This window comes from Massilia sp. GER05, assembly GCF_052056005.1.
In the GTDB taxonomy this organism is placed as follows: domain Bacteria; phylum Pseudomonadota; class Gammaproteobacteria; order Burkholderiales; family Burkholderiaceae_D; genus Telluria; species Telluria orientalis.
This window is the reverse complement of the sequence record NZ_CP178858.1, coordinates 4,537,902-4,561,249: the sequence shown is the minus strand read 5'-3', so window position 1 is coordinate 4,561,249 and position 23,348 is coordinate 4,537,902. Positions and strand designations below refer to the sequence as shown.

Here is a 23,348-nt window from a genome sequence, read left to right as displayed (position 1 = left end):
AGCCCAACGTGAACGTTTACGCGGCGGCCAGCGCCTTCAGCGGCCCCCCCCGCGCGGCGACGGCCGGACGCACCGGCGCCGGCGCCGCGCCCTCGAGCTTGAACTGGCCCACCAGCGACACGAGCAGGTCCGCCTGCTGCTGCAGGCTGTCCGCCGCGGCGGCCGCCTCTTCGACGAGGGCGGCGTTCTGCTGTGTCGTGCCGTCCATCTGCACGATGGCCTGGTTGACCTGGCCGATGCCCGTGCTCTGCTCCGCGCTGGCGGCCGAAATTTCGGCCACGATGTCGCTCACGCGGCGCACGCTGGACACGACGTCGTCCATCGTGCGGCCGGCGTCCCGCACGAGCGCGCTGCCCGCTTCCACCTTGCCGGACGCATCGCCGATCAGGGCCTTGATCTCCTTCGCGGCGGCCGCGCTGCGCTGGGCCAGCCCCCGCACTTCCGACGCGACGACGGCGAAACCGCGGCCCTGCTCGCCCGCACGTGCCGCCTCGACGGCCGCATTCAGTGCGAGGATATTGGTCTGGAACGCGATGCTGTCGATCACGCCGATGATGTCGACGACCTTGCGCGACGCGGTGTCGATCGCGGCCATCGTCTCCACGACTTCGGCGACGACGGCGCCGCCGCGGCGGGCCGTCTCCGACGCGGAGAGCGCGAGCAGGTTGGCCTGGCGCGCATTGTCGGCGTTCTGCCCGACGGTCGACGTGAGCTGTTCCATCGAAGCCGCCGTCTCTTCCAGCGCGCCGGCCTGCTGCTCGGTGCGGCCGGACAGGTCCATGTTGCCCTGGCTGATCTCGACGCTCGCGGCCGCGACGCTGCCGGCGCTCGCGCGCACCTGCACCAGCACTTCCTGGATCTTGGTGACGAAGCCGTTGAAACCGGCGGCGATCCGTGCCAGCTCGTCGGTGCCCTTCGCGTCCAGGCGGGCGTTCAGGTCGGCGTTGCCGCTGGCGAGGTCCGTCATGGTGGCGCCGAGGACGCGCAACGGGCGGGTCAGGCGGCGCTGCACGGTCACCATCACGATGGCCGCGACGATCGCGCAGACCAGCGACGCGAACAGCGAATAGCCCATCAGCAGGCGCGCGCTGGCCGTGGCGACAGCGCGCGGGAACGACAGCTTGACGGCCCACGGCGCGAGGTCCGGGTGGAGGCGCAGCGGCTGCAGCAGGTGCACGACGCCGGCCGTGTCGATGTATTCATAGGTCTGGCCGGCGCGCACGGCCGCGAGCGCGGCGGGCGGCAGGTCGTCGGCCTTCTTGCCGTTCCGGCTCGTATCCGGGTGGCTCGCATACAGGCCGCCGTTGGAGACGAGCGACAAGCCGCCGCCATCGATGACCTTGATCTTGCCGAGGATCTCGCCCAGGTGCGTAAGCTGGAAGTCGGCGCTGGCCACGCCGCGGAACTCGCCCTTGACGAGGATCGGCGCCACCAGCGACGCCATCATGATGTTCTTGCCGTTGACGGCATATCCGTACGGCTCGGTGAAGAATACCTTGCGCGTGGCCTTGGGGATGTCGTACCAGTCGTTCGCGCCCGGGGTGGTCGGGAACACGATCGGTTCCACGTGCAGCGTGCCGTCCGGGTTGCGCGTGTAGTACGGCATGTAGCGGCCGGTCGCGTCATATTCCGGCGCCTTGCCCGCGAAGTCGGCGTCCTTGCCGTCCAGCGCGTCCGGCTCCCAGGTCACGGCACCACCGATCAGGTCGCCAAAACTGCGCAGCATGCCTTGTGTCATCGCGGACACCTGCGGGCGCGACGGCGCGATGTCCGCTTCGCGCAGCGCGCTCATCGCGGCGGCAAGGTTGGTGACGGCGCCCAGCTTGGTACCGATCTGCGCCTGCACGGCGGCGGCGGCTTCGCGCGCGGACGTGCGGGCCTGGTGCATGCTCGCGTCCTCGGCGGTGCCGCTGCTGCGCACGGCGATGACGGCCGACGTGACCGCGAGGCTCAGCACCACGAGCGTAGTGGCCGTCGCGCAGATCTTCGCGGTCAGCGAGAGAGACGACAGGGGGTTGCGACGCATTGTTTCTCCTCGATTCAAAATTTGCGGGTCAGCGACAACACGACGGCGCGGCGCGCGACGTTCGCCACGGCCAGGCGGCCGTCGCGGCGCGGCACGCCCGTCGTGTAGCCGTTGTAGGTGCCGGTCGCACCGATGGCACGGGTGTAGTTCAGGGCAACGGTCCAGCCGTCTTCGAGCTTGTGCGTCAGGCCGGCCTTCAGGTCGCGCCAGTCCCAGATACCGTTGCCGCTGCCGGCCACGCGGCCGTCGCCGGCATGCAGGTTCAGGGTCAGCGACTTCGTCAGGGGCTGGTCGGCGCCGACGTCCAGGTAGCCGGTGCCGCGGGCATTCGCGATGCCGAAGAAGTCGCGGCTGAACGTGTAGTTGTAGCGGGCGTACAGCGATTTCCAGGCCACGCCGGCCGCCAGCTCGCCGTAGTCGAACGACGTGTCCGTCGCGCTGATGCGCGCGCCCGGGTATTTGTACCAGTAGACCATCGCGGACCAGCCGACGGGACCCGCGCTGCCGCTGTAGCCGCCGTACAGGTCCCATTCGACGGTGCCGCTCTCGATGAACCTGTCGCTGACGTTGACGACGGACGTGCCGGCCGACCAGCCGCTCGGATGCGCATAGTCGATGCCGGCCATCGCTGCGGGGCCGCCCCACGTCTGGCGGATGCCGCGCGAGACGTATTGCGAGCTGACGGCGACGGTGGCGCTCAGCGGGTCGTCGGCGGGTACCTCCGCCGTCAGCGGCGCGCCGGATTCGCCGGCGTGCGCGCACGAAGCCGCGGCCAGCAGCAGGAAGGTTAACGGAGCAAGGCGCCGGGTAGTCATGGTTTGTGGTTGAATTTCAGTAGGTATTGATGCCGTACGGAAATTCTAGTGCCGAGCTTGTGGCTTTTGGTTACAAACCGATGAGAAAATCTGTGGGAAACGGGCGAATGAGACGTGCGCGCAACACTCCGGTATTTGTCTGGAAATGAAGTGCACAGGTGTTCGCAAAAATCGCTTAACACCTTGAAAATGTTTGATTTCTTGTCCGCGTGCCGCTACCGTAACCGATCGTAGGTGGGTTCCCCGAGCCCACCATGCCGGTCACGAATCAGGCGGCGGTCTTCAGCGCCCCACGGCGCAACTGGTCGCGCTCGATCGACTCGAACAACGCCTTGAAGTTACCTTCGCCAAAGCCCTCGTCGCCCTTGCGCTGGATGAATTCGAAGAACACGGGACCCAGCTGCGTTTCCGAGAAGATCTGCAGCAGCAGGCGTTGCGTGCCCCCTTCGGTCGTGCCGTCGACGAGCAGGCCGCGCGCCTTCAGCGCCTCGACGTCCTGGCCGTGGCCGGGCAGGCGCGTTTCCAGCATCTCGTAATAGGTGGCCGGCGGCGCGGTCATCAGCGGCACGCCCGCGGCGCGCAGGCCGTCGACGGTCGAGAAGATATCGTCCGTGAGCAGCGCGATGTGCTGGATGCCTTCGCCGTTGTACTTGAGCAGGAATTCCTCGATCTGGCCGCCGCCCGCCTTGCCCTCCTCGTTCAGCGGGATGCGGATCATGCCGTCCGGTGCCGTCATCGCCTTCGAGGTCAGGCCCGTGTACTCGCCCTTGATGTCGAAGTAGCGGATCTCGCGGAAGTTGAACAGCTTCTCGTAGAAACCGGCCCAGTACGACATGCGGCCGCGGTAGACGTTGTGCGTGAGGTGGTCGATGAGCTTCAGGCCGTGACCGGCCGGGTGGCGTTCCGTGCCGTCGATCCATTCGAAGTCGATGTCATAGATCGATTTACCGTCTTCGAAGCGGTCGATCAGGTACAGCGGCGCGCCGCCGATGCCCTTGATGGCGGGCAGGCGTAGCTCCATCGGCCCGGTCGGGATGTCCAGCGGCTGGGCGCCCAGCTCGAGCGCGCGCGCGTAGGCTTTATGGGCGTTCTGGACGCGGAAGGCCATGCCGCAGGCCGACGGGCCGTGCTCGGCCGCGAAGTAATAGGCGGCGCTTTTCGGCTCGTTGTTGACGATGAAGTTGATGTCGCCCTGGCGGTACAGCACGACGTCCTTCGAGCGGTGCACGGCCACTTTGGTGAAGCCCAGCGCTTCGAACACGGGCTCCAGCACGCCCGGGGTGGGCGACGCGAATTCCACGAACTCGAAGCCCATCAGCCCCATCGGATTGTCAAACAGGTCGGCCATTGTCTATTCCTCTTTTCATTAAAATGTTCGCGCCTCCCGGCGCGTTCGCCCGTCATTCCGCGAACACGTCGCCAATCAGTCCCCGCAGCCACTGGATGCCGGGATCGTGGTTGAAGCGCCGGTGCCAGAAGACGTTGGTCTGCAACGCCGGCAGGGCGAGCGGCGGCTCGATCCACTTCAGGCCGAACGGGCTTGCCGCGCTTTCGGCCAGTTTTTGCGGCACCGTCACCACCAGCTCGCTCGTGCTGACGATGTACGGCACCGCGGTGAAATGCGGCACCCGGAACCGGGCCCCGGCCGTCACCCCGGCCTTTTCCAGCAATCCATTGATGCGGTCGTAAGGACTCTGGGCGGCATCGACGATCAGGTGCGGCGCCGCCACGAACCGCTCCAGGTCCACCTTGCCCTTCGCCAGCGGATGGTCCTTGCGGAACATGCTCACGAACGGCTGGCGGAACAGCGCGCGGTGGTACAGCGCGTCCGACACGTCCTCGAACGCGCCGATCGCCAGGTCCACCCTGCCCGTCTCCATATCGTCCTTCAGGGTCAGCCCGTTCGCCCGCAGCGACGCGATCTCGACGTTCGGCGCCACCGTGCGGCAGCGCTCGATCAGTACTGGCATGAAATACACCTCGCCCACGTCCGTCATCGCCAGCGTGAAGCGGCGGGCGCTCGTGGCCGGGTCGAAGCGGCTGCGCTGCGACAGGGCCAGTGCCACCTGGGCCATCGCGGCGCCGATCGGCTCGGCCATCTGCTGCGCGAGCGGGGTGGGCTGCATACCGTGCGCCGTGCGCACGAACAGCTCGTCGCCGAACGTGCGCCGCAGCCGGGCCAGCGCATTGCTAACGGCCGATTGCGTCAGGCCCAGACGCCTTGCGGCGGCCGAGATCTGGCGTTCGCGGTAGACCTCCTGAAATACCGATAACAGATTCAGGTCGATGCTAGAGGGTTCGATCATGCGGGAGATAGGGTTATTGACGGTCTAAATAGTCTACATTTTTGTATTCATCTCGTAAAACCGGCCGCGCTCCTCTAGAGTGTCGTAAACACCACGCAATCTGGAGAGACCCTTGACCGCTTCATCCGACCGCTACATGTCCGGCTTCGCCAACGAATTCGCGACGGAGGCCCTGCCCGGCGCACTGCCGGCGCACCGCAATTCGCCGCAGCGCGTCGCTTATGGTCTGTACGCGGAACAATTGTCTGGCACGGCGTTCACGGCGCCGCGCAGCCACAACCGCCGCTCGTGGCTGTACCGCATCCGCCCGGCCGCGATGCACGGGCCGTTCGAGGCGATGGGCAATGGCCGCATCGCCGCCGGCTTCGACGGCGTGGCGGCGTCGCCGAACCAGATGCGCTGGAGCCCGCTGCCGATGCCGGACGCGCCCACCGATTTCGTCGACGGCCTCGTGACGATGGCCGGCAACGGCTCGCCGGCCGCGATGTCCGGCTGCGCGATCTACCTCTACGCCGCGAACCGCTCGATGCGCGGGCGCTATTTCTATTCGGCCGACGGCGAGCTGCTGGTCGTGCCGCAGCAGGGGCGCCTCGCCATCGCCACGGAATTCGGCCTGGTCGACGTCGAGCCGCAGGAAATCGCCGTCATCCCGCGCGGCGTGCGATTTGCCATCGACCTGCCGGACGGCGCGGCACGGGGCTATGTCTGCGAGAACTTCGGCGCCCTGCTGCGCCTGCCGGACCTGGGTCCGATCGGCTCGAACGGCCTCGCCAACCCGCGCGATTTCCTGACGCCGGTCGCCCGCTACGAAGACGTCGAGGGCGATTTCGAGCTCGTCGCGAAATTCGGCGGCAACCTGTGGCGCGCGGGCATCCACCATTCGCCGCTGGACGTCGTGGCCTGGCACGGCAACTACGCACCGTACAAATACGACCTGCGCCATTTCAACACGATCGGCTCGATCAGCTACGACCACCCGGACCCGTCGATCTTCCTCGTGCTGCAGGCGCCGTCCGACACGCCGGGCGTCGACACGCTGGATTTCGTGATCTTCCCGCCGCGCTGGCTGGCCGGCGAGGACACGTTCCGCCCGCCCTGGTTCCACCGCAATGTCGCGAGCGAATTCATGGGCCTCGTGCACGGCGCCTACGATGCGAAGGCGGAAGGTTTCGTCCCCGGCGGCGCGAGCCTGCACAACTGCATGAGCGGGCACGGTCCGGACGCGGCCACGTTCGACAAGGCGAGCAGCGCGGACACGAGCCGGCCGCACAAGGTGACGGACACGATGGCGTTCATGTTCGAGACGCGCAATCCGCTGGTGGCGACGCCGTATGCGCTGCAGTCGCCGCAGTTGCAGGGAAATTACCAGGACTGCTGGGCGGGGATTGCCAAGCATTTCAATCCGGCAAAGCGATAACCCGTCGTTCCCGCTTTCGCGGGAACGACGCGAGCTTCTGTGCGACCTTGTTCAATTCCCTCGTGCGATGATTAATCCGTCATCTCACCCGGGACCCGCATGGTCGACATCGTCATCATCCTCGCCCTCATCCTGCTCAACGGCGTGTTCTCCATGTCGGAGCTCGCCGTGGTGTCCGCCAAGCGCCTGCGCCTGGAAAAGATGGCCGACGAGGGCCGGCGCGGCGCCGGTACCGCGCTCGACCTGCATGACGATCCGAGCCGCTTCCTCTCCACCGTGCAGGTGGGCATCACCCTCATCGGCATCTTCAACGGCGCGTTCGGCGAAGCGTCGCTCACGGCGCGCCTGACGCCGGCGCTCGCCGGGCTGGGCGTGCCGGACGGCTATGCGCGGCTCGCCGCGCTCGCGATCGTCGTGGCCGGCATCACGTTCTTTTCGATCGTGCTGGGCGAGCTCGTGCCCAAGCGCATCGCGATCCTGTATCCGGAAACGATGGCGGCCATGATCGCGCGCCCGCTGCAATTCATGGCCCGTCTCGCGCATCCGTTCGTGCGGCTGCTCGCGATGACGACGGACGGGATCATGCGCCTGCTCGGCATGCACCACCACAAGGACGAGACGCCGACCGAGGAAGACGTCACGGGCATGATCAAGGAAAGCACGGACGCGGGTGTGTTCGAGAAGGCGGAGTACGACATCGCCGCGCGCGCCCTGCGGCTCGACGACTGGCACCTGCGCGCGCTGATGACGCCCCGGGTCGACCTGGAATTCCTCGACCTCGACCAGCCGCTGGAACGCAACCTCGCGCGCATCGCGGAATCGCCGTACAGCCGCTTCCCCGTGTACCGCGGCGACCGCTCGCAGGTGCTCGGCATCGTGCGTGCGCGCAACCTGTTCGGCCAGGCGATCCGCACGCAGTCGCTGGCCGGCATCGACATCGAGGCCGCCCTGGAGACGATCTTGTACCTGCCCGAATCGAGCAGCGCCATCGACCTGCTGGAACAATTGAGGCAGCACCGCGCCGAGCTGGCGATGATCGTGGACGAATACGGCGACATCCAGGGCATGATCACGCTGACCGACGTGATGAGCGCGCTCGTGGGCGACGTCACGCCGACGAGCGACCACGGCCAGCCGGACGCCGTCCGGCGCGACGACGGCAGCTGGTTCGTCGACGGCGGCATGGTGCTCGACCGCTTCCGCTACCTCACGGGCGCCGACATCGACTTCCCCGACGAGGACAGCGGCGCCTACCACACGCTGGCCGGCTTCATGCTGTACCAGCTCGCCGTGATTCCCCGCGCGGGCGACCGGCTGGACTGGGAAGGCTGGCGGTTCGAAGTGGTCGACATGGACGGCAACCGCATCGACCGGCTGCTGGCTTTTCATCTGCCTGCGCCGCCGGCGCGCACCTGACGCGGGCGGAACCGGCGGCCTGTTTCACGATCCTATCCACCAAGGAGGTTCCAATGAAGCTGCATACCGTCGCCGGCATGGCCGGCTGCCTGTTCGCTACCGTGGCCGCCGCCCAGCACCCGCAGCCCGCCGGCGCCCCGAAGGCCGGCGACACGCGCGCGCTCGAAGCGGGCGCGAAACTCTTGCAGGGCAACGCGCCGCTGGCCGGGTTCGACATCTACCTGAACGGCTTTCATCCGATGAAGGACCATCCGGAGATGCAGGTCGAGGCCCACCACTTCTGCCGCCAGGTCAACGAGGACTTCGCGCAATGCGCCCTGTTCGACGGCAATACGCGCACGGCCAACCTGAACGGCATCGAATACATCATCTCGGAAAAGCTGTACGGCAGGCTGCCGCCGGACGAGCGCCAGTACTGGCATCCGCACAACGGCGAGATCCTCGGCGGCCAGCTGATCGCGCCCGGCCTGCCCGAGGCGGCCGAACACGCGCTGATGAAAAAGAAGATGAACAGCTACGGCAAGACGTGGCACGTGTGGAACACGGGCGCCAACGGCAAGCCCGGCGACGCCCTGCCGCTGGGTGCGCCGATGCTCGCGTGGTCGTTCAACCGGGACGGCGAGCTGCTGCCCAACATGCTCGAGGAGCGCGATACCCGCATGAAGATCCACACCGGCGACCGGCGCAAGTCGCGCGCCGACCTGAAACCGCTCGCACATCCGCAGGGCGGCGTCGACGCACTGAAGGGCAAGTTCCCGCGCCAGACGCAGGACATGCCGGGCGTGGTGGACAGCCAGCCCCAGCCGCCGAGCAAATAATCTATTGATTTATAGATTGTAGTTTTATAGAATGAGTGCATGGACACCGTCACGACTCTCCCGCCGGACGCCATGCGCGTCGCCGCGGCCCAGGCCGGCGGCCTGCTGAAGGCGCTCGCGAATCCGGATCGCCTGCTGCTGCTGTGCCAGCTCACGCAGGGCGAGCAGCCCGTCGGCGCGCTGGAAGCGGCGCTCGACATCCGCCAGCCCACGCTGTCGCAGCAGCTGGCGGTGCTGCGCCAGGAAGGCCTCGTCGCCACGCGGCGCGACGGCAAGCAGATTTTCTACAGCGTGGCGAGCCCGGAAGCGCTGGCTGTGCTGCGGTTGTTATACCAGCTGTATTGTCCGAAGGAGGACTGATCATGCGGATCGACTGGCTCCATTTCACCCCGTGGGCATCGCTCGCGGGTGGCATACTGATCGGCCTGGCCACGGCCCTGCTCCTGCTGGCCAATGGCCGCGTCGCCGGCATCAGCGGCATCGTCGGCGGCCTGCTGCGACCCAGCCGCGGCGATATTGCGTGGCGCGTCACGTTTATTCTCGGCCTGTTCGCCGCGCCGCTCGTGTGGCTGAGCATGCGCGCGATGCCGCCGGCGCAGATCGACCATTCCCCGGCGCTGCTCGCCGTGGGCGGCCTGCTCGTGGGGATCGGCACCCGCTTCGGCAACGGCTGCACGAGCGGCCACGGCGTGTGCGGCATCGCGCGCCTGTCGCCCCGCTCGCTGCTGGCCACGGCCTGCTTCATGGCGGCCGGTGTCGTCACCGTATTCATCGTGCGCCACGTGCTCGGGCGCTGAGGAATCTTTCATGAATCTCGTTACCGCCTTCCTCGCCGGCCTGCTGTTCGGCGGGGGCCTGATCCTGTCCGGCATGAGCAATCCCGCCAAGGTGCTCGCCTTCCTCGACGTGAGCGGCACCTGGGACCCGTCGCTGGTGTTCGTGATGCTCGGGGCCATCCTCGTCGCCGCCCTCGCCTTCCGCTTCGCCCGCACGCGCGTGCGGCCGCTGTTCGGGAGCCAAATCCGCGTGCCGGGCGCGGGCCGCATCGACGCGCCGCTCGTCCTGGGCAGCATCACGTTCGGCGTCGGCTGGGGCCTCGTCGGTTATTGCCCCGGTCCGGCGCTGACGGCGCTGGCCGTCGGCGGACGGTCCACCCTCCTGTTCGTTGCGGCGATGGTGGCCGGCATGGCAATATTCGAAGTGGCCGAGCGTATCCGCGCCGGCATCGAGGCCCAACGCGGCGGTACCCGCGCCGCGGCCGGCCCTTCGGGAGAATGAATGCACAACAATCCGATCCAGTTGTTCGACGCCGCGTCGTCGACCTTCACGTACATCCTCGCCGCGCCCGGCAGTGACGCCGCGGTCATCATCGACCCAGTCGACCAGCACGTCGAACGCGACCTCGCCCACCTGCAGCGCCTGGGCCTGCGCCTCGAATACATCCTCGAGACGCACGCCCACGCCGACCACGTGACCTCCGCCGGCCGCCTGCGCCAGCTGACGGGCGCGCGTGCCGCCGTGCCGAGCGGCTGCGGCATCCCGCCCGCCGAAGTGCAGCTGCAGGACGGCGACATCGTCCGCTTCGGCGCCGCCGAGACGATCGCCGTGATCCACACGCCCGGCCACACGGCGGGCAGCATGTGCTACGTCTGGCGCGGCAATGTGTTCACGGGCGATACGCTGCTGATCGACGGCTGCGGCCGCACCGATTTCCAGGGCGGCAGCGCGGCGGCGCTGTACGACAGCATCACGCGCAAGCTGTTCGCACTGCCGGATGCGACGCGCGTGTGGCCGGGGCATGACTACAGGGGCCAGTCGGTGTCGACGATCGGCTGGGAGAAGGCGCACAACGCGCGTGTGTCGGGGCGGTCGCGCGAGGATTTCGTGACGCTGATGGACGGGTTGAACCTGCCGCAGCCGAAGCTGATCGACATCGCCGTGCCGGCGAATCGCAACCTCGGGCTGCCGCACGGCGTCTGATCGGATACCGGGGCCGCCTCCGAACCCGCCCGGCGGCGGCCTAGCCGTTGCGTTGCCGGTGGAGCCGGAACGCGTCGCGAATATTTCTGACCAGTTCGCCATCGTCCCATGGCTTGGTCATGAACTTGAAGAGTTCCCCCTGGTTGACGCTGTCCGTCACCGCCGCGAGATCGGTAAATCCCGACAGGATGATGCGTATCGTATCCGGATAGAGCTCCCTGACGATCCGCATGAACTGGGTTCCCGACATGTTGGGCATGCGCTGGTCGCAAATGATGACCTGCACCTTGTTCAGGGCAAGCAGGTTGAGACCCTCCTGCCCTCCGCTCGCCGTCAACACGCGGTATCCCTCGCGCCGCAGCAGTCGCCTCAGCGTCGACAGGTTGTTGGGTTCGTCGTCGACGATCAGGAGCGTATCTTCATCGACCTGCGGTCCGAGCGTCAGCTGCGTTTTTTCGACGAGCATCGTTTCGAATTGCGCGGCCGGCACCGCCTCGCTGAAGTAAAATCCCTGCAGTTCGTCGCAGCGGCGCCGGCGCAGGAATTGCAATTGTCCTTCCGTTTCGACCCCTTCCGCGACCACGCGTAAATGCAGGCTGTGGGCCATCGCAATGACCGCGGTCGCGATCGCCGCATTCCCGGCATTGGCATTGACGTCGCGGATGAACGCGCGATCGATCTTGACCGCGTCGAACGGGAAACGCTGCAGGTGGGCGAGCGAAGAATGCCCGGTGCCGAAATCGTCCAGGGACAACTGGATACCCAGCGCCTTCAAGGCCTGCAGATTCGCCGCGGCCAGCTCCACGTCGTTCATCACCATCGATTCCGTCAGCTCGAATTCGAGATGGTGGGCCGGCAGCTGGTGCCTGGACAGCGCATCCGTCACGTCCTGTACGAATTTTCCATTCCTGAGCTGCGCCGCCGACAGGTTGACCGCGACCGGCACGACGTCGATCTTCCCCTGCAGCCAGCGCGCCTGCTGGGCGCAGACGGTATCGAGAACCCAGTCGCCGATCGGCTCGATCAGCCCAACCTCTTCCGCGAGCGGAATGAAGGTGCCGGGAAACACCAGTCCGCGCTGTGGATGCCGCCAGCGAATCAGGGCTTCCGCGCTGACGACGCGTCCACTCACGAGGTCAACCCGTGGCTGGTAATACACGACGAATTCCTGCGCATCCAGCGCGTGCAGCAGCTCCGATTCCAGTGCGAGCCTGGCGGCGTGGGAGGCGTTCATCGCCGGCGAGTAATACAGATAAGGTTCGCCCAGGCGCTTGGCGCTCTGCAGCGCCGCTTCCGCATGCTTGAGCAGGGTTTCGGCATCGCCGCCATCGCGGGGACACAGCGCCAATCCGGCCCGCGCCTGGACACGTGCTTCGTGCGGCCCCAGCCGGAAATGCTGGTTGATGGTCGCCAGGATGAACTCATCGACGATATGTTCGAGGTCGGCGTCCTGCGCCAGTTCGGCGACGGCGATCGCAAACGTGGCGCCACCGATCCGCGCCACGCTGACACCCCCCGGCAGCGCCTCGTCCAGCCGCTGCGCGACCTGTTTGAGCAGGGCGTCGCCCATGTGGCGTCCGAGTGCGTCGTTCAATTGCGTGAACCGATCGATATTCACCAGGATCGTGCCGACATGCTGTCCCGCCTGCGCCGAGTGGATGAATTGCCCGAGCCTGTCCTCGAACAGCCTGGCGTTCGGCAGTCCGGTCAACACGTCGTAATACGCCAGATAGCTGAGCCGCTCCTTGTTGTCGATGAACTGCAATGCAAAGTTGATGTCACCGACCAGGTCATCGAGGAGCTTGAGTTCCTCCGCATCGAAGAACCCGGCGGTATCGGCAATGAACACCATCACGGCGTCGACGCGACCGGCCGGCGCCAGCGGCAGCGCGGCAACGGCACGCTGCCCTTCCTCGAGCATTTCCCTCGCCAGCGGCGCCAGCCCGGGGTCCGTCGCGACGTCATTGCAAATCACCGCCCGCACTTCGCGCGCCGCCACGCAGGCTGGCCTTGCGCTATCGATACTGTCGGCGCGTAAGGTCAAGTGCACCCGGTCGACGTTGCGCCGTTCGCCGCCGCACCACGCCACGACACGCCCCTCGAGCACATCGGGCTCGAACGCGCCGATCCATGCCGTCTTGAACGCGCCGACGTGCACCGCGATCCGGCAGACCTCGTCGAACAGCTCGTCACGCGTGTGGATCCGGGCGATCGCCGCATTGACACCGCTCGACACGGCGTAGATCCGGCTGAGACGCATGATCTTGTCCTGCGCGAGCAGGCGCTCGGTGACGTCGTGGGCCAGGACGAACCTGCACGCGCGTTCTCCGAACCACAAGGGATGCGACGTGATTTCCACATGAATGACGGAGCCGTCCTTCCTGACATGCCGCCAGATGCCGGACTTTTCGATACTCGGTACCTGCGGCTGCCGCAGGTTGTCGTCCAGCCGCTCGAGATCTTCGCGCAAACGGATATCGCGGAGCGTCATGGCCAGGAATTCCGCTTCCGAATAACCGTAATGGACGATGGCCGCGGCATTGACCGCCATGAAGCGGAACGTTTCGAGGTCATACACCCACATCGGTACTGGATGGGCGTGAAACAGCGCGGAAAATCCGGCGTCTGATGGTTGAATCATGATATTCCTGGCCAGCTGCTTATAAAATACATGCGGGAAGACATCCGCCATGCCGGGACGAGTCCGGTTCAAGATTGCTCGAACCGCCGTGTTTTTGCAAGTCCATATTTTTACGACGAAATCGCGCCTCGATATTCGCGTACGAGTTCGCGATCGCGTGGTCACATCCGCCACCGTTTGCTTTAAAATCCTTGTCTTTTAGCAAGCGGGCACCATGGCTTCCGACCACACCACACTCCACCGCGGCCTCAAGAGCCGGCACATCCAGTTGATGGCCCTCGGCGGCGCCATCGGCACCGGCCTGTTCCTCGGCGTCGCGGAAACGGTCAAGCTGGCCGGTCCGTCCGTCCTGCTCGGCTACGCGGTCGCGGGCCTGGTCGCCTTCCTGATCATGCGCCAGCTGTCCGAGATGATGGTCGACGAACCGGTCGCCGGCTCGTTCGGCCACTTCGCCGACAAATACTGCGGCCGCTTCGCCGGCTTCGTATCGGGCTGGAATTACTGGGTGCTGTATGTGCTCGTCAGCATGGCCGAGCTGTCCGCCGTCGGCATCTACGTGCAGTACTGGTTTCCGGGCGTGCCGACGTGGGTGTCGGCGCTGGGCTGCTTCGTGCTCGCGAACGGCATCAGCCTCATCAACGTGCGCGCGTTCGGCGAGAGCGAGTTCTGGTTTTCCGTCATCAAGGTGGCAGCCATCATCGCGATGATCGTCTATGGCGTGTTCCTGCTCGCGAGCGGCGGGGCGGGACCGCAGGCCGGCGTCAGCAACCTGTGGACGCACGGCGGCTTCTTCGCCCACGGCATCCAGGGTCTCGTGATGTCGATGGCGATCATCATGTTCTCGTTCGGCGGCCTGGAGGTCATCGGCATCACGGCGGCCGAGGCGGCCGATCCGTCCCGCTCGATCCCGCGCGCGACGAACCAGACGCTGTGGCGCATCCTCGTGTTCTACGTCGGCGCGCTGGCCGTGTTGTTGTCGCTGTACCCGTGGGACCAGATCGTGCCCGGCGCCAGCCCGTTCGTGCTGATCTTCAAGGCGCTCGACGCCGGCGTCGTCGCGCACGTGCTGAACGTCGTCGTGCTGACGGCCGCGCTGTCCGTCTACAACAGCTGCGTGTACTCGAACAGCCGCATGCTGTACGGCCTCGCCGTGCAGGGCCACGCGCCGCGCGCGCTGCTGCGCGTGAACGAACGGGGCGTGCCGCTGGCGTCGCTGGCCGTGTCCGCCGTCGCCACCGCGCTGTGCGTGGGGGTCAACTATGCCGTGCCGGGCAAGGCGCTGGGCCTCCTGATGGGTCTCGCCGTCGCCGGCATGCTGATCAACTGGGCGATGATCAGCTGGTCGCACCTGCGCTTCCGCGCCGCCAGGCAGGCCGCCGGCGAGCGCACGGCGTTTCCGAGCCCCCTCTACCCGCTCACGAACTGGGCGTGCCTGCTGTATCTCGGCGGGATCGTCGCGATCATGTATGCGACGCCGGAACTGCGCGTCTCGGTGTGGATGATTCCGGCCTGGCTCGTCGTGCTGGCGATCGGCTACCGCGTGGCCGAGGGCCGGCGCGCGCGCATCGCCCGCGCGACATCGTGATCACGGGCGCCGGTCCGGTCGCGCAACGTCGTACAGGGATGAGTGTGGACATGGACCAGTGATACACTCCGCGTTCACGAACTCCGAACACTTGCGAGCCCAGCATGGAACAACAGGAATTCCTCGATGCGCTGAAAGCGGAAGGTTATGCGGACCCGGTCCTCGTCGAACGCGCGCCGAACGGCACGCTGGCCGATCATGCGCACCCGTTCGAAGCGAAGGCGCTGATCCTGAAAGGCGAGATCCGCCTGCACGCGGGCGGCGAGATCAAGATCTATCGGGCCGGCGACGTGTTCCACCTGCGCCGCGACGAGCCGCATCGCGAGAGTTACGGGCCCGAGGGCGTGGCCTATCTATCGGGGCGGCGGTAGGGTGGGCACCCTGTGCCCACGCGTCACGCCGACAATCTGCACACTGCGCCCGTGGGCTCGGGGAGCCCACCCTACGTCTGTTCTTCGGCCAGCACGAGCACGGGCTGCGCGCCGGCCGCGCGGAACACGATGGCGAAGCAGTCGAACCAGTCCTGCGGATCGGAGCACCCGTCGGCCAGCATCGCCCGGTACGCGTCTTCTGCGCGGTATGCGTACGCGACCACGACTTCACCCGCCGCATTGGCGAACCAGCCCTCGTCGTCCGCGCGCGGCCGCACGCCGTCGCCATGACGGCCATGCCAGCCGTGCTGCGCCGGATCGAACAACAGCACCTCGCGCCCGCACACGGGGCACGCGGCGTGCACGGGCGCGACGGGGGCCGCGACCGTCTTGCGGCCGAACAGCCCGCGCCGCTCGCGCCGCCGCGCCGTGCGCAATTTCAGTTCCCAGCTGCCGCAGGGGCAGCCGAGCCGGCGCGCGAGGACGTCCGGGCCGTGCGGCACCCCGCGCACGGCGGGTGCCGTGACGCTGGCCAGCATGAACGGCGCCAGGTTGGCCGGAATGCGGGCACCGAGCAGGGCGATGAGGTCGGACACGGTCCGGATCCGTTATCAGAAGTACTTGGATAGATAGTACACGCCGGAGTCCGGGAACACGGTCGCCACACGCTTGCCGGCGAGGCGCGGTAGCAGGTGCGCGATGCCGGCCGCGACGCAGCCGCTGGACCCGCCCGCCAGGATGCCCTCTTCCGCCGCCAGCCGGCGGCACCAGTCGAGCGCGTCGTCGTCGGCCACCTGCACGACGTCGTCGACGATCGCGGGGTCGAAGCTGCCGGACGGCTGGCGTTTGCCCACGCCTTCGACGACGCTGGCGAACTCCCCGTCGGCGGGCGTGTCCGTGACGAGCTTGCGGTACGCCGAGTTGCGGGGCTCCACGCCGAGCACGACGAGGTCCCGCTTCTGTTCCTTCAGGTAGCGGCCGATGCCGGAGATCGTCCCGCCCGAGCCGATGCCGCACACGAACACGTCGATCTCGCCCGCGAGCTGGCGCCACAGTTCCGGCCCCGTGTCGCGGTAATGGGCTTCGCGGTTCAGCGCGGAGCGGTACTGGTCGAGGAGGTGGACGTTGTCGCCCTGCGCGAGGCGCTCGGCCACGGCCTGGTAACCGGCCGCGGGGTCGAGGCCGTCGTCCGGCGCGCACAGGTGTACCTCGGCCCCGTAGGCGCGGATGCGCTTGATCTTTTCGATGCTCGTGGTTTGCGGCACGGTCACGTCGCATTGCAGGCCCAGCACGGCACTGGCCATCGCGAGCGCGGCGCCCGTGTTGCCGGACGAGCTCTCGACGACGCGGTCCGTCCCGGCCGGCAGGCTCTTGAGCATGTGCCGGACCATGCGGTCCTTGATGCTGCCGCCCGGATTCATGTATTCGAGCTTCGCAACCACGTCGTAGCCGGGGAACAGGCGGCCCAGCCTGACGACGGGCGTGTTGCCGATCGCGTCCAGCACGGAAGATTTGACTTGGGATTCCACGCCGCTCCTTTCAGTGAGATTGCCGCCGAGAAAGGCTAACACAACAATCCGCCGCATGGCGTCGGATTGAGACGGTCCCTACCTTAACCGGATCGGGTGCGTTCCCGCAAGACATTCGGCGTGCCGGTGCGGTCTATCGGGTTCGTCAGGGCAATTACCGTGTCCGCGTGACAATGCGTGTATTTATGGGGCATGTTCCTTTGCTAAGCTCGCTGTTCTTGATAACGATCGCAAAGGATGTCCGGATGCCCTTCCTGTTTCGCGCCACGGTGCTCGCCGCTGCCCTGGCCACGCTGCTGCCCGCCACAGCCGCCGTCGACCTCAACGCCCGCGTTCCCGTCGGGCCGCAGGTCAAGGTCGGCAAGCTGGCGAACGGCCTGACCTATTACATCCAGAAGAACGGCAAGCCCGAGCACCGGGTCGAGCTGCGGCTCGTGGTGAAGGCCGGCTCCGTGCTCGAGGACGACGACCAGCAGGGTCTCGCCCACATGGTCGAACACCTCGCCTTCAACGGTTCCACGCACTTCAAGAAACAGGAACTGGTCTCGTACCTGCAATCGATCGGCGTGAAATTCGGCGCCGACCTGAACGCCTACACGGGCCTGGACGAGACGGTCTACATGCTCCCCGTGCCGACCGACCGCAAGGAGAACGTGGAGACGGCCTTCACGGTGCTGGAAGACTGGGCGCACGGCGTCACGCTGGCTGCGGACGACATCGACAAGGAGCGCGCGATCGTGCTCGAGGAAGCGCGCCTGCACAAGGGCGCGCAGGAGCGCCTGCGCAAGGCGCTCGCGCCGAAGCTGTACAACGGCTCGCGCTATGCGCTGCGCGAGCCGATCGGCAAGGAAGACGTGATCCGCACCGCGCAGCCGGAAGCGCTGCGCCGCTTCTACCGCGACTGGTACCGGCCGGACCTGATGGCCGTGATCGTCGTCGGCGACATCGAGCCGGCCGAGGCCGAGCGCCTGGTCAAGGCGCACTTCGCCGGGCTGACCAATCCGCCGCAGCCGCGCCCCCGGACGTACGCCGACATTCCCGCACGAACGGGGACGGAAGCGTTCGTGTTCGCCGACGAGGAAATGCCCCGCAGTGCCGTCGAGCTCAACTATCCCGTCCGGCTCGAGCCGGACCTCGGGACCTACGGGAGCTACCGCGCCAAGGTCGTGGACAACCTCGCGGCCATCCTGCTGAGCCTGCGGTTGGGCGAGCTGACGCAGCAGGCGAATCCGCCCTTCCTCGGCGCGGGCGGCCGCACCACCCCGGTGAGCGCGCGCCACAAGGCGTTCTCCGTCAGCGCCGTTGTGGGTGCGGGTGGCGTGGTCCCGGCCGTCGCGGCCGTCGAGCAGGAAATGCACCGGGTCCGCCAGTTCGGATTCAGCGAAGCGGAGCTGGCGCGTGTCCGCAAAGTCGTCCTGAATGGGATGGAAAGCGCGGTCAAGCAACGGGACACGACGGATTCCGGGCGGTACGTTGCCGAATACCAGCGCAATTTCCTCGCCGGCGAGAGCATCCCGGGCATCGAGGCCGAGTTCCATCTCGTGCAGGAATTGCTGCCGGGGATCACGGTGGCCGATCTCAATGCGGCCGCCCGCAAGGCGTTCCCGGAGGATGCCGGCAAGCTCGTCGTGTTCGCCGGCAATACGAAGACCGGCCCCGCGCCCACGACGGATCAATTGCTGGCGGCCGACGCGGCCGCCGCGCAGGCCACGGTCACCGACCGCGCCGAGAAGAAGGTCGCGCAACGCCTGATGGACCGTCCCGCCACGCCCGGCCGCATCGTGACCGAAACGCGCGACGAGACGCTCGGCCTGACCCGGCTGACCTTGTCGAACGGGGTGCAGGTCGTCCTCAAGCCGACCGCCTTCCGCAAGGACGAGGTGCTGCTGGGCGCGGTGCGCTACGGCGGCCAGACGCTGGTCGACGAGAAGGACCTGCCGAACGCGCGCGCCGCCACGGGGCTGGCCATGTCGATGGGCATCAAGGACTTCGCGCCCACGGACCTGATGAAGATGCTCGCGGGCCGGCGCGCGGCGGTGACGCTCGGGATGTCCGACTACACGGACGAGATCGGCGGCCAGTCGGCCAGCGGTGCCGAAGACCTGGAGACGATGTTCCAGATGCTGTGGTTGCGTTTCGACGGCGTGCGGCGCGACGAATCCCTGTACAAGGCGTACATGGGCGCGCTCGGCGACATGGTGCGCAACCGCGCGGCCGCCCCCGAACAGCGCTTCGCCGAAGCGGTCGCCGACACGCTCTATGGCCGTCATCCGTACGAAGGGCGCATGCCCACGCAGGAAGACCTCGGCAAGATCGACCTCGACCGCAGTCTCGCCGTGTACCGCCAGCGCTTCGCCAGCGCGAAGGGCCTGACGTTCGTCGTCGTCGGCGACTTCGATCCGGCAACCATCAAGCCGCTCGTGACCGCCTACCTCGGCACGTTGCCGACGCCCGACCTGCCGCTCGCCTACCGCGACGTCGGCCTGCGCATCGCGCCAGGTGTCGTCAAGAAGGAAGTCCACGCGGGCACGGAGCCCAAGAGCGTCGTGTCGCTGACGTTTTCCGGTCCGGCGGCCTGGTCGCCGGCCGAGGCGCTGCGCATGAATGCGCTCATCGAGGTGATGAATTTGCGTGTGAACGCGGTGTTGCGCGAGAAGCTCGGCCTGATCTATTCGGGCCAGATGGCCGGCGCGGTGCAGCGCATCCCGTACCAGCACTACGAAATCAGCACGCAGCTGCCGACCGGCCCCGAAAAGGTCGACCAGCTCGTCGCCGCCCTGTTCGCGGAGATCGACAGCGTCAAGGCCAACGGCCCGACGCAGGCGGAACTCGACAAGGTCAAGGCCAACTGGCGCGTGGTCCACGAGCGTTCGGAGCACGAGAACGGGTACTGGCTGCAGAGCGTGAAAGTGTCCCTGCTCGACGGTACGCCGCTGTCGCACCTGCTGACGGTCATGGACGAGGTCGACGCACTGACGGTGGCCGACGTGCGTACGGCCGCGCAGCGCTACTTCGACAAGGACAACTATGTCCAGGTCGTCCTGCTGCCCGAGGCCGACGTGAAGACGGCCAGCAAGTAGGTCTGGTGGCGGGCATGGCCGCGGGCGGTAAAGGTGCATTTCGGATGCACCTTTGCTAGAATGTCGGGCATCACGTTGTTCCCGAGCGAGCCATGCCTTCCCCCACCATCACCGAATCGTCGATCATCCGCCTGGTCGACACGTTTTACGCGCGCGTGCGCGACGATGCCGTGCTGTCCCCCGTGTTCGAAGCGAAACTCGCCGGACGGTGGCACGAGCACATGCCGCGGATGTATGCGTTCTGGACCAAGGTCCTGCTCGGCACGGGTGAATTCCAGGGGAATGTCTTCGGCAAGCACATGGCCCTCTCGGGTATCGAGACGGAACACTTCGTCCGCTGGCTCGCACTGTTCCGGCTGACCGCCATCGACGTGTTCGGCATCGACGGTGCGACCGAAGCGATGGAGGTGGCCCAGCGCATCGCGTCGAGCCTGCAACTGGGATTTTTCGGCGATATTCGCGTTTGAGGCGACCTCTCAGGCGCGGCGTGACGCGTCACGCCGCTCGGCCACCGCGGCCAGCAGCGCCTGCTTCAGCTGCAGGTCCGTGAACGGTTTCGTCAGCACCCGTGCCGTGACGTCCGCCGCGCCCGCGACCAGGCTGCCGTAGCCGGACGCGAACACGATCGCCACGCCCGGATGGCTTTCCACGATGCGGCGGGCGAGCGTGAGGCCGTCCAGGTCGGGCAGGCTGTAGTCGACGACGGCCGCGTGATAGCGGTCGCGCGCCAGCAGCGCCAGCGCGTCCTGGGCCGTGGCCGCCTCGTCGGCCTGGAAGCCCGCCGCCAGCAGGATGTCGCGGTACAGCTCGCGGGCCTGGGCATCGTCTTCGATCAGCAGCACGCGCAGGCCCGCGGACACCGCCTGGCGCGGCGCCGGCGCGGCCGGTGCCGGCTCGGACATCGCCTCCTTCGCGCCCAGCAGCTGGCGCACCTTAGACGCCAGCTTCTCGCGGCGGTAGGGCTTGGACAGCAGTTCCACGCCCGGGTCGAGGCGCCCGCCGTGGATGATCGCGTTCTGCGTGTAGCCGGACGTGTACAGGACCTTCATGTCCGGCAGCAGAGCGCGCGCCTGGCGCACCATGTCCGTCGTCTTCAGCTTGCCCGGCATGACGACGTCGGTGAACAGCAGGTCGCAGCGCACGCCCGCCTTCATCACGGCCAGCGCCGACTCGGCATTGTCGGCGCGCAGCACCTGGTAGCCCAGCTCGGACAGCATGCCGACGACGGTCGCCTGGACGTTCGGATCGTCCTCGACGACGAGAATCGTCTCCGTGCCGCCGCGCACCTCGTTCGCGACCGGTTCCGGCAGCGTCTGCTCCGCCTCGAGCACGCGCGGGAAATAGGCCTTGATCGTCGTGCCGTGGCCCACTTCGCTGTAGATACGGAAGTGGCCGCCGCTCTGCTTGACGAAGCCGAACGCCATCGACAGGCCGAGGCCCGTCCCCTGCCCTTCGCCCTTGGTCGTGAAGAACGGTTCGATGGCGCGGTCCAGCACCTCCGGCGTCATGCCGGTGCCCGTGTCGGAGATCGCGAGCAGCACGTACTGGCCCGGCGGCACTTCGTGCGCGGCGCTGACGTAGGTGTCGTCGAGCACCGTGTTGGACAGTTCGACCGTCAGCTTGCCGCCGCCCGGCATCGCGTCGCGCGCATTGATGGCCAGGTTCAGCACGACGTTTTCCAGCTGGTGCGGGTCGAGCGTCGTGTTCCACAGCGACGCCGAGACGACGGTCTCGACTTCCACGTGTTCGCCGACGGCGCGGCGCACGAGGTCTTCCATGTTGCGCACGACGCGGCCCGGGTTCAGCACGCAGGGCCGCAGCGGCTGGCGGCGCGCGAACGCGAGCAGCTGCGACGACAGCTTGGCGCCGCGGTCGACGGCGGCCAGCGCCATCTGCACATGCCGCAGCGCGGCCGGCAGCCCGGCCACGGTCCCGCCCAGCAGCTGCAGGCTGCCGCCGATCACCTGCAGGATGTTGTTGAAGTCGTGGGCGACGCCGCCCGTCAGCTTGCCGACCGCTTCCAGGCGCTGGGCATGCTGCAGGGCCTGGCGCGCCTCTTCCAGCTGCACGCGCTGCGTGACGTCGCGCGTGATCTTGGCGAAGCCGACGAGGCGGCCGTCCGCGTCGCGGATGGCGTCCACGACGACGTCGGCGCGGAAGCGCGTGCCATCCTTGCGCACCCGCACGCCCTCGCCATGGTAGCGCCCCTGTTCGCGCGCCGTCGCGAGCACGCGGTCCGGCAGCCCGTCGTTCCGGTCTTCGTCCGTGTAGAAGCGGCCGAAGTGCGTGCCGATGACTTCGTCCGCCGTGTACCCCTTGATGTTGCGTGCGCCCGCGTTCCACGTCGTCACGAGGCCTTCCGGGGACAGCATGTAGATGGCGTAGTCGATCACGCCGTCGACGAGCAGGCGGAATTGCTCCTCGCTGCGGCGCAGCGCTTCGCGCGCCAGCTTCTTGTCGCTGATGTCGCGCGTGATCTTGGCAAAGCCGAGCAACTGGCCGTCGTCGTCGAGGATCGGGTCGATGACGACGGAGGCCCAGAAATGGCTGCCGTCCTTGCGCACGCGCCAGCCTTCCGCCTCGAACCGTCCTGTTTCCAGCGCCGTGGCGAGCGCCCGTTCCGGCAGGCCGGAGGCGCGGTCGGCCGGCGTGTAGAAGCGCGAGAAATGCTGACCCAGGATCTCGGCCTCCGTGTACCCCTTGAAGCGCCGCGCGCCGGCATTCCAGCTCGCGACCGTGCCGTCGGGATTCAGCATGTAGATCGCGTAATCGGCGACCCGCTCGATCAACAATTGCATGCGGCGCTTCGTGGTGAGGTCGGAAGTCATATCGGAAAAGGTCAAACGTTCATGATCTGATTATAACATTGTGGAAATACTCATGCACATCATGAAACGTTTATGGCTGTGTTGACAACATTGCGTGTCCGATCACGCTTTCCGATACAATGCGGACGACCACTTCACGGAGAACGTCATGTCGGGCTACAGCATCAACATCGAAGAAAAAACACTTGCCGGGAATAATTTCCGGGAAGTCCTCTACACGACGCAGCGCAGCCAGCTGGTCATCATGACCCTGCAGCCCGGCGACGAAATCGGCCTCGAAAGGCACGAGGGCCACGACCAGTTCATCCGCATCGAAGCCGGCCAGGGCGTCGCGATCCTGGATGGCGAGGAGCACAAGCTCGAGGACGGCGTCGCCGTCGTCATCCCGGCCGGCACCGAGCACAACGTCATCAACACCTCGAGCGGCGAGCCGATGCGCCTGTACACGCTGTACACCCCGCCCGAGCATCCGGACGGCATCGTCCATGCGACCAAGGCCGAGGCGGACGACTACGAACAACAGCACGGCCACTGAT

20 protein-coding genes are annotated in these 23,348 nt (G+C 67.0%); 12 read left to right on the top strand and 8 right to left on the bottom strand.

Translation table 11 applies throughout. The features are described from left to right. Positions 1-16: 16 nt before the first annotated feature. From ACL58G_RS20220 to ACL58G_RS20205, 4 genes are all read right to left on the bottom strand, one after another. The gene (locus tag ACL58G_RS20220; protein WP_440962945.1) at positions 17-2,026 is read right to left on the bottom strand and encodes a methyl-accepting chemotaxis protein; all 2,010 of its coding nucleotides are present in this window, start codon (positions 2,024-2,026) and stop codon (positions 17-19) included. 14 nt (positions 2,027-2,040) lie between these two features. Further along, positions 2,041-2,841, bottom strand: coding sequence for a TorF family putative porin (locus ACL58G_RS20215; protein ID WP_440962944.1), 801 nt, complete (start codon positions 2,839-2,841; stop codon positions 2,041-2,043). Positions 2,842-3,109: 268 nt separating this feature from the next. Next, the gene (gene hppD, locus ACL58G_RS20210) at positions 3,110-4,189 is read right to left on the bottom strand and encodes a 4-hydroxyphenylpyruvate dioxygenase (RefSeq protein WP_413388741.1); all 1,080 of its coding nucleotides are present in this window, start codon (positions 4,187-4,189) and stop codon (positions 3,110-3,112) included. Positions 4,190-4,241: 52 nt separating this feature from the next. Continuing rightward, on the bottom strand, positions 4,242-5,147 hold the full coding sequence (locus ACL58G_RS20205) for a LysR family transcriptional regulator (protein ID WP_413342799.1): 906 nt from the start codon (positions 5,145-5,147) through the stop codon (positions 4,242-4,244). A gap of 136 nt (positions 5,148-5,283) precedes the next feature. Here ACL58G_RS20205 and hmgA point away from each other — a divergent pair, with 136 nt between their 5' ends. The 7 genes from hmgA (at position 5,284) to ACL58G_RS20170 (ending at position 10,778) form a co-directional block, all read left to right on the top strand. Beyond that, complete coding sequence (hmgA, locus tag ACL58G_RS20200; RefSeq protein WP_440968072.1) at positions 5,284-6,564, top strand: homogentisate 1,2-dioxygenase; 1,281 nt, start codon at positions 5,284-5,286, stop codon at positions 6,562-6,564. 99 nt (positions 6,565-6,663) lie between these two features. Then, complete coding sequence (locus ACL58G_RS20195) at positions 6,664-7,980, top strand: hemolysin family protein (protein WP_440962943.1); 1,317 nt, start codon at positions 6,664-6,666, stop codon at positions 7,978-7,980. A gap of 53 nt (positions 7,981-8,033) precedes the next feature. Continuing rightward, entirely contained in the window at positions 8,034-8,798 is a 765-nt protein-coding gene (locus tag ACL58G_RS20190; RefSeq protein WP_440962942.1) for an OBAP family protein, read from the top strand. 39 nt (positions 8,799-8,837) lie between these two features. Further along, the gene (locus tag ACL58G_RS20185) at positions 8,838-9,158 is read left to right on the top strand and encodes a metalloregulator ArsR/SmtB family transcription factor (RefSeq protein ID WP_413388745.1); all 321 of its coding nucleotides are present in this window, start codon (positions 8,838-8,840) and stop codon (positions 9,156-9,158) included. A gap of 2 nt (positions 9,159-9,160) precedes the next feature. Next, positions 9,161-9,595: a YeeE/YedE family protein gene (locus tag ACL58G_RS20180; RefSeq protein WP_440962941.1), complete on the top strand. Its 435-nt coding sequence runs from the start codon at positions 9,161-9,163 to the stop codon at positions 9,593-9,595. A 10-nt stretch (positions 9,596-9,605) separates the two neighbouring features. Beyond that, positions 9,606-10,076 (top strand): DUF6691 family protein, encoded by a 471-nt coding sequence (locus ACL58G_RS20175; protein ID WP_440962940.1) that lies wholly within the window; start codon positions 9,606-9,608, stop codon positions 10,074-10,076. Next, positions 10,077-10,778: an MBL fold metallo-hydrolase gene (locus tag ACL58G_RS20170; RefSeq protein WP_413388748.1), complete on the top strand. Its 702-nt coding sequence runs from the start codon at positions 10,077-10,079 to the stop codon at positions 10,776-10,778. A gap of 40 nt (positions 10,779-10,818) precedes the next feature. On the opposite strand, the gene ACL58G_RS20165 is transcribed toward ACL58G_RS20170, so the two are convergent. Further along, on the bottom strand, positions 10,819-13,491 hold the full coding sequence (locus ACL58G_RS20165) for an EAL domain-containing protein (RefSeq protein ID WP_413388749.1): 2,673 nt from the start codon (positions 13,489-13,491) through the stop codon (positions 10,819-10,821). A gap of 142 nt (positions 13,492-13,633) precedes the next feature. Here ACL58G_RS20165 and ACL58G_RS20160 point away from each other — a divergent pair, with 142 nt between their 5' ends. Both ACL58G_RS20160 and ACL58G_RS20155 read left to right on the top strand, forming a co-directional pair. Continuing rightward, positions 13,634-15,004 (top strand): amino acid permease, encoded by a 1,371-nt coding sequence (locus tag ACL58G_RS20160; RefSeq protein ID WP_413388750.1) that lies wholly within the window; start codon positions 13,634-13,636, stop codon positions 15,002-15,004. Between the two features lie 104 nt (positions 15,005-15,108). After that, entirely contained in the window at positions 15,109-15,375 is a 267-nt protein-coding gene (locus tag ACL58G_RS20155; protein WP_413388751.1) for a cupin domain-containing protein, read from the top strand. A 71-nt stretch (positions 15,376-15,446) separates the two neighbouring features. Here ACL58G_RS20155 and ACL58G_RS20150 read toward each other — a convergent pair whose 3' ends face one another. Both ACL58G_RS20150 and ACL58G_RS20145 read right to left on the bottom strand, forming a co-directional pair. Beyond that, on the bottom strand, positions 15,447-15,971 hold the full coding sequence (locus tag ACL58G_RS20150; protein ID WP_413388752.1) for a hypothetical protein: 525 nt from the start codon (positions 15,969-15,971) through the stop codon (positions 15,447-15,449). A gap of 15 nt (positions 15,972-15,986) precedes the next feature. After that, complete coding sequence (locus ACL58G_RS20145; RefSeq protein WP_440962939.1) at positions 15,987-16,904, bottom strand: PLP-dependent cysteine synthase family protein; 918 nt, start codon at positions 16,902-16,904, stop codon at positions 15,987-15,989. A gap of 245 nt (positions 16,905-17,149) precedes the next feature. On the opposite strand from ACL58G_RS20145, the gene ACL58G_RS20140 reads away from it, so the two are divergent. After that, on the top strand, positions 17,150-19,984 hold the full coding sequence (locus ACL58G_RS20140) for a M16 family metallopeptidase (RefSeq protein WP_440962938.1): 2,835 nt from the start codon (positions 17,150-17,152) through the stop codon (positions 19,982-19,984). Positions 19,985-20,076: 92 nt separating this feature from the next. Continuing rightward, positions 20,077-20,451, top strand: a complete 375-nt coding sequence (locus tag ACL58G_RS20135) for a group III truncated hemoglobin (RefSeq protein ID WP_440962937.1) — start codon at positions 20,077-20,079, stop codon at positions 20,449-20,451. A 9-nt stretch (positions 20,452-20,460) separates the two neighbouring features. Here the strand turns inward: ACL58G_RS20135 and ACL58G_RS20130 are convergent, their stop codons facing one another. Further along, on the bottom strand, positions 20,461-22,782 hold the full coding sequence (locus ACL58G_RS20130) for a PAS domain S-box protein (RefSeq protein WP_440962936.1): 2,322 nt from the start codon (positions 22,780-22,782) through the stop codon (positions 20,461-20,463). 178 nt (positions 22,783-22,960) lie between these two features. Here ACL58G_RS20130 and ACL58G_RS20125 point away from each other — a divergent pair, with 178 nt between their 5' ends. Beyond that, on the top strand, positions 22,961-23,347 hold the full coding sequence (locus ACL58G_RS20125; protein WP_440962935.1) for a cupin domain-containing protein: 387 nt from the start codon (positions 22,961-22,963) through the stop codon (positions 23,345-23,347). The last annotated feature ends 1 nt before the right edge of the window (position 23,348 follow it).

Coding starts and splice junctions, on each gene's coding strand:
- ACL58G_RS20170 (WP_413388748.1), top strand. CDS start 10,077: ATGCACAACAATCCGATCCAGTTGTTCGACGCCGCGTCGTCGACCTTC.
- ACL58G_RS20215 (WP_440962944.1), bottom strand. CDS start 2,841: ATGACTACCCGGCGCCTTGCTCCGTTAACCTTCCTGCTGCTGGCCGCG.
- ACL58G_RS20185 (WP_413388745.1), top strand. CDS start 8,838: ATGGACACCGTCACGACTCTCCCGCCGGACGCCATGCGCGTCGCCGCG.
- hmgA (WP_440968072.1), top strand. CDS start 5,284: ATGTCCGGCTTCGCCAACGAATTCGCGACGGAGGCCCTGCCCGGCGCA.
- ACL58G_RS20205 (WP_413342799.1), bottom strand. CDS start 5,147: ATGATCGAACCCTCTAGCATCGACCTGAATCTGTTATCGGTATTTCAG.
- hppD (WP_413388741.1), bottom strand. CDS start 4,189: ATGGCCGACCTGTTTGACAATCCGATGGGGCTGATGGGCTTCGAGTTC.
- ACL58G_RS20155 (WP_413388751.1), top strand. CDS start 15,109: ATGGAACAACAGGAATTCCTCGATGCGCTGAAAGCGGAAGGTTATGCG.
- ACL58G_RS20180 (WP_440962941.1), top strand. CDS start 9,161: ATGCGGATCGACTGGCTCCATTTCACCCCGTGGGCATCGCTCGCGGGT.
- ACL58G_RS20130 (WP_440962936.1), bottom strand. CDS start 22,782: ATGCAATTGTTGATCGAGCGGGTCGCCGATTACGCGATCTACATGCTG.
- ACL58G_RS20220 (WP_440962945.1), bottom strand. CDS start 2,026: ATGCGTCGCAACCCCCTGTCGTCTCTCTCGCTGACCGCGAAGATCTGC.
- ACL58G_RS20160 (WP_413388750.1), top strand. CDS start 13,634: ATGGCTTCCGACCACACCACACTCCACCGCGGCCTCAAGAGCCGGCAC.
- ACL58G_RS20140 (WP_440962938.1), top strand. CDS start 17,150: ATGCCCTTCCTGTTTCGCGCCACGGTGCTCGCCGCTGCCCTGGCCACG.
- ACL58G_RS20175 (WP_440962940.1), top strand. CDS start 9,606: ATGAATCTCGTTACCGCCTTCCTCGCCGGCCTGCTGTTCGGCGGGGGC.
- ACL58G_RS20125 (WP_440962935.1), top strand. CDS start 22,961: ATGTCGGGCTACAGCATCAACATCGAAGAAAAAACACTTGCCGGGAAT.
- ACL58G_RS20190 (WP_440962942.1), top strand. CDS start 8,034: ATGAAGCTGCATACCGTCGCCGGCATGGCCGGCTGCCTGTTCGCTACC.
- ACL58G_RS20195 (WP_440962943.1), top strand. CDS start 6,664: ATGGTCGACATCGTCATCATCCTCGCCCTCATCCTGCTCAACGGCGTG.
- ACL58G_RS20135 (WP_440962937.1), top strand. CDS start 20,077: ATGCCTTCCCCCACCATCACCGAATCGTCGATCATCCGCCTGGTCGAC.